Source organism: Oleiphilus sp. HI0123, assembly GCF_001635315.1.
Genome location: NZ_LWGE01001652.1, coordinates 1 through 4,617, shown reverse-complemented (window position 1 = coordinate 4,617; position 4,617 = coordinate 1). Strand labels below are relative to the sequence as shown.

Genomic DNA, 4,617 nt, shown 5'->3' with positions numbered 1-4,617 from the left:
TTTATGCTACGGGTGTGCCTCGATTGCGTGTCGTACCGATAGGTGACAACAGTGAAGGGGCGGCAGAGTACTTTTCTTCTGATAAAATGCAGCGCTTTGTCGATGAAATTCGCTCTCGATACTCTGATCGCTACATTTTTATTGATGCACCTCCGGTAACAGAGTCATCGGAAGCTAGGATTCTCACTGAAATTGCGGATATGGTTGTATTGGTTGTACCGCATGGGCGGGCAACGGCAGAGCAGGTGGAGGCGGCAATTAGTGTTATTGGTAAAGATAAGCTTGCTGGCCTGGTTTACAATAATTGATCATGATGATTGATCATCGCGCTTTTGTTAGTATTATAATCACTGCCTGCTTATCTCTTCCAGTTGCAGCCATAGAATACTCTGCTGTGTTATCAAGCAATGCGGAGTTTTCAACTAATATCAGTCTTAGTGCGGATGACACGAACTCTGATACACATCAAACTATTTCGTTATCGGGTAGCGCCATTGAGGAAAGAAAAACCTTTCAGACGAATGCTAGTTTCACTCTGGAAAAAGATCATTATTACGGTAATGCGTACGAGGGGGAAACGACATTAAGTACAGGGTTGGGTTTGTTGAATTTTGATGTTGTCGAAGAATTTTTAAGCTGGCAAACGTCTTTTACTCGTAGCCAAACGCTGAATGATCCTTTAGAAGAGGTCCGGTCCGATAATCTTGGGTATCGTGATACGCTATCTTCCGGACCGAGTATATTATATGTCATGTCACCGACAATGATGTTAGTAGGAGGGAGTAGCTATATTATCGCAGAGAACTCTCAAAGAGGTACGGCTGATACAAAGCGGGCTGAATTGTCCGTGGTCGTTACACATCAAATCAGCTCTATAACTTCGATGAATTGGACCGGAGCATACGAAGTGATGCTGGATGCTGATGGTGGCGAAAAGTATGATCGTATACAGCTAGGAGTTGGTGTGTCACGCCAGTTTGTTGATGGGGTTGCTAGTATTAGTGTAGGACGCACACACTTGGTTCCCGAGGCGAACGCAGAAACTGAGTCGAACTTTGTGAACCTTTCATTCGTTCGGGAAAAACTATGGCTGCATGATGTGACGATTAACTTTTTTGAAGACATTTCAGATTCATCGATTGGCTTTGCGGTGAATCCTGGTGCCCCTAACCAGTTTGTTGTGCAGGGGAATGATATTGTAAGGCGTCGCTCGGCAGGGTTAAGTATTGATCGAGAGTTAGGGGTATATGGCTATAGCTTGGCCTTGGCTTGGGATTATGAAGATTATTCTGTTCAAAATAGTGACGAAAAAGTTCTAAATGGACTGTTTGCTCTTGAGAAAGAGGTTTTCCCAGGCTTCTCGACTGGTGCTAGTTTGCAGTTAGTAAAGACCAAATATCTTGGGCGAGAAGAGCTTGGCGAAGAGGAACTCCTAACTTACCAAATAAACGGGAACTATCAATTTTCGCCAGATATTAGTGCAGAAAGTTATATTCAATATGAGACGCGAGATAACCGTCGCGATGTGTATCGTGATTATGAGGAGTTTTCTGTAGGATTTGTGGTTCGTATTTCGTTATTTTAGAGAAGAAACGTATACTTGGAATTACTGATAATCGGGGTAATAAGAAAGCGTTCACCCTTTAATAGAGCGGTTGAGTAGGGTAAGTTGTTCGTGGGTTGAGATTAGTTTAAGCCTTCCGAGGTCGAGCCTTGATATTATACTTCAGATTGTAGGTATGGATAGCGTTAAGTGGCTTTTATTTCTTTACTAGCATATTTCTTTTTTGTTTTTGTTAGGCCTCAAGAGTTCTTTGCGCCCCTATTTGGCTTTCCTTTGGTAAAAATTTCTCTAATATTTGCTGCTCTGTTTATGTTTGCCCAGAAAAACAATCGGTTTGATGCTCCTCAGAATGTTTTTTTGGTCTTGATGATTCCCGTAATCTTGATTTCTGGAATTGCTAATGGCTGGATTGGTGGCGCAATTGGGTCAGTAACTACGTTTATCACTTCAATTTTTTTACCCTTTTTACTAATTCAAAACACTATAACTACTCTTCAAAAACAGAGAGTAGCTATGTTATTTCTCATAGGTTGTGCTTTGGTAATGGTGCATGATGGGAGTGTTCAGAAATCATCCGAGACCGGCCTAGGTTGGAGTGGAGCTGGTTTGTCAGAAAAGACAAGAATAACTTATTTGGGGATTTTTAGTGACCCGAATGATTTGGGGATGTTTTTTGTAATGATTCTTCCAATGGCTATGTACTTCTTGTTTAGAGCTAAAGCTTACCTTAAGCCAGCTTTTTGTATTGTTGTAGCCTTTATCTTGCATGGAATCTATATGACAAATTCACGAGGGGCTTTACTTGGCACTATGAGTCAACTAGTAGTTTGGTTCTATTTGAAATATGGGTTGAAAAAAAGCCTGTCTCTAGGTGCGTTTGTGCTTCCTTTAGCAATCTTTGTAATGGGGAAATTTAGAAAAATAGATTCGGAAGAGGCGTCAGCAGAAGGGCGATTAGATGCTTGGTACGAGGGGTTTCACATGTTGATGTCGAATCCAGTGCTTGGAGTAGGAATGGGGCAGTTTACCGAATATCATCATTTGACGGCGCATAACTCTTTTGTCTTGGTTTTTTCAGAATTAGGATTGCTTGGATATTTCCTTTGGATGGGGTTTATGGTTGGTTGTGTTTATTTACTACTCGTGCTCTGGTACCCAAAAATGGAAAAGAGTTTTGTTAATCATATTGATTTACAGGAGTCTGAAATAGCTCGGACTCTCACATATTCCATGATTGGATTTATGGTAACAAGCTTCTTTTTAAGTAGAGCTTATACACCACTATTGTATATCTTTTGTGGGATGCTTGTTGCCGTATACTACCGGGCTACTAAGGGACGGCGTGGAGATCCAGAGCTTCGATTTCGATATAGCTCTTTTTCATCTGTTCTTATTAAATCTACGATTGGTTCTTTAGTCGTTATTTACTTGGCAGTAAAAGTTTTGTTATGAGGCAAAAGAGTGTCTAAGGTTCTGAAGAATACCTATTACTCCTCCATAAGCATTTATTTTGAGTATTTTTTGGGGTTAGCTGTATCAATATTAATAGCTCGTACGCTGGGGGTTGATGCTTTTGGTATCTATAGTTATATGGTCAAAATAGCAGGAGTATTAATTGTATTAACTAATGCAGGTATAAGTATTGGTGCGATTAAATTTATCGCTGAAGCTCGCGCTCATAATGATCTTGATGCTATCCATGCGATTCATACTTATTTTAAACGTATTCAATTAATTAAAACGGCGTTTATATGTTTTTGTGTGGCGTTTGTTGCACTCGTGTTTCCTAGTGTACTTATTGAAAGTGAGTATCAGCATTTAATAGTATTTTTAATGGTGGTTGTGATATTCAAGAGCTCCTATATGTATAGGGTTGGGGTGCTTAAGGGGTTTGAGAGGTTTGATTATCTAGCGTTTATTGTTTTGGTTGTTGCACCAATTAATCTTATTTTAGTATTGGTGGCTTTTGCATTGGGGGCGAGTGTTTCAGAGGTATATGGAATTTTTTCACTTATTGCGTTAGTTTATTGGGGGGTCTCACAAGTATATCTAAAGAGGTTGGTCGATCCACGACTCTTGAATGCAGCTGTACTAGATCCAGTATTAAAGAGACGAATAAATCACCATCTAAGAGTTGTAACCGTCAATACAGTCTTGGGTGTTTTGGTATTGGGGCAGTGCGAAGTGATTATGCTAAAACATTTCTCTACAAATGAATCTGTTGCGTTTTTTAATATTGCTACTGTTATGGCTGGGGCTGCTATTTCTTTGGTTCCTGGTGTCTATAGTTTTTTATTGTTACCAATGATTGCTAAATCAGTTTCAGGGGCGCAGGATGATCCTGCTATTAAGATTAGTGAGGCAATGCGTTATTTATTTGTGTTAGGGGTCATGGTTGCTGTACCGAGTTTAGCATATGGAGAATTGATAGTTACTATTTTATATGGCGAGGAGTATGCTCAAGCTGGTTTAATATTTGGGCTTTTTACCTTAATGGGTATACTGACGTCTTTTAGGGATCCTATTAATGCTTACTTGTTAAGCGCGGATAAGCAAGGTCTATTATTAAAGTTTAGTCTATTTTCTTTGGTTTTGTCATTGAGCTTGAACTTGGGGTTGATATCTATCTGGAAGTTTAATGGTGCTGTTGTTGCTTATTGTTCCTTATCAGTCATATTAACAGTTCTTCTGTATGTTATTGTTAGGAGGTATTTAGAGGTGTTACCTGATATCAAGCGGATGTTGATAGCAGTATTGTCTAGCCTCTTGGCGATAGTGGTGACTAGCTCTTTGTCTGATGGTATGGGCGAGGTGATGCAGGTAGTTGTTGGCTTTTTCAGTTTTGGTGTGGCGTATCTATTATTTTTGCTTATGTTAAATGGTTTAAGTGATGAGGATTATGATATGGTTCTCAAATTGTCTAAACGATTGGGGGAATTCCCTTATGCACTAATAAAAATATTAATAGCATATAGGGTTCGCTGGTAGGAAAAAGATGTATTCATGGATTTTTAGAAATTTGTTATACCCCTTATATGAAGAACATATTTCAG

At 39.5% G+C, this 4,617-nt stretch carries 4 protein-coding genes; all 4 read left to right on the top strand.

The features are described 5' to 3' along the window. The coding region (locus A3761_RS22255) for a tyrosine-protein kinase family protein (RefSeq protein ID WP_369808256.1) at positions 1-308 on the top strand (308 nt) is incomplete at its 5' end. A 2-nt stretch (positions 309-310) separates the two neighbouring features. Further along, entirely contained in the window at positions 311-1,585 is a 1,275-nt protein-coding gene (locus A3761_RS22250; RefSeq protein WP_068553541.1) for a hypothetical protein, read from the top strand. 168 nt (positions 1,586-1,753) lie between these two features. Beyond that, on the top strand, positions 1,754-3,016 hold the full coding sequence (locus A3761_RS22245; RefSeq protein ID WP_068553585.1) for an O-antigen ligase: 1,263 nt from the start codon (positions 1,754-1,756) through the stop codon (positions 3,014-3,016). A gap of 9 nt (positions 3,017-3,025) precedes the next feature. Continuing rightward, the gene (locus A3761_RS22240; RefSeq protein WP_068553584.1) at positions 3,026-4,552 is read left to right on the top strand and encodes an oligosaccharide flippase family protein; all 1,527 of its coding nucleotides are present in this window, start codon (positions 3,026-3,028) and stop codon (positions 4,550-4,552) included. The last annotated feature ends 65 nt before the right edge of the window (positions 4,553-4,617 follow it).

Excerpts from the sequence above, each read along its gene's own strand:
- A3761_RS22250 (WP_068553541.1), top strand. The coding sequence starts at position 311 with ATGATGATTGATCATCGCGCTTTTGTTAGTATTATAATCACTGCCTGC.